This window comes from Phocaeicola coprocola DSM 17136 (assembly GCF_000154845.1).
GTDB classification, from domain to species: Bacteria; Bacteroidota; Bacteroidia; order Bacteroidales; family Bacteroidaceae; genus Phocaeicola; species Phocaeicola coprocola.
The window spans coordinates 1-1,136 of sequence record NZ_DS981455.1; the positions used below are offsets into that span (position 1 = coordinate 1).

Here is a 1,136-nt window from a genome sequence, read left to right on the forward strand (position 1 = left end):
GCCGGGGAATGAATGTCATGCTGGGTTATTACAAGAACGAGGAAGCCACAGCACAGGCTATCGATTGCAATGGCTGGCTTCATACAGGCGACATGGCCATCAAGGATGCCGAGGGAAATATTTTCATTAAGGGGCGCTGCAAGAACATGCTGCTTACAGCTTCCGGACAAAACATTTACCCTGAGGAAATTGAAGCCCGTTTGAACAACATGCCTTTCGTAAACGAATCGCTTGTCATTCTGGCTGGAGACAAGCTTATCGCACTGGTTTATCCAGACAATGAAGAAGCCTTTGCACAAGGTATGGACAAAAAAGCGCTGGAAGCAGCCATCGAGGTCAACCGTACAGAGCTTAACAAAATGCTGCCGGCTTATTCACAAATTACCCGTATCAAACTCTATCCTGAAGAGTTCGAGAAAACAGCTAAAAAGAGCATCAAACGTTTTCTTTATCAGGATATCAAAGAATAATAAAAAACATTGTTGTCCGACAAAATCAATTTAAATCGAGTAGGAGGTAAACATTAATCATAGGTGTTTATCTCCTATTTTCATGTTCACCGACCTCTCACACCACCGTACGTGCCGTTCGGCATACGGCGGTTCCTATTTTGGGTACCATTCGAGATACGAGCCCATTAAGGTAGGATATCCTGCTTTTCGCAGGCTATCATTATTTATCGCCACTTTCAATATAGGACTGTCAGCGATACGCCAATAACCTTTGCGAGTGTTTCCCCATTCACATGCCTTATATTTTTCTATACCGCATTTAATGAGGTTTGCCACCTTGGTCTTGGGTTTCTTCCAAGCTTTCCATATACACATACGTATTCTACGTCTTAACCACTCATCTGTGTCAAGAAGAAAGCGTTTCATATCGGCAAGGTGATAGTATCCAATCCACCCACGTATGTAATCTTTCAGCTTCTGTTTCCTCTTGACGTATCCCCATCCATTGCTACGATTAGTCAGCTCTTTGAGGCTCAATTTCATCTTTGCTTTGGGATTTAGGGTGTACTGTAAGGCGATATTTGCCTTTCATTACATAAAAGGAATAACCGAGATACTTCACTCCTCGAACATACGATACTACAGTCTTTTCCTTGTTGACTTTAAGGGTATAGAGTTCCCTCT

General features: G+C 42.7%; 2 pseudogenes. One reads left to right on the plus strand and one right to left on the minus strand.

Annotation, left to right across the window (positions count from 1 at the left end):
- A pseudogene (locus BACCOP_RS03910) lies at positions 1–470 on the plus strand (long-chain fatty acid--CoA ligase); the annotation flags it as partial.
- 135 nt (positions 471–605) lie between these two features.
- On the opposite strand, the pseudogene BACCOP_RS03915 reads toward BACCOP_RS03910, so the two are convergent.
- A pseudogene (locus BACCOP_RS03915) lies at positions 606–1,136 on the minus strand (group II intron maturase-specific domain-containing protein); the annotation flags it as partial.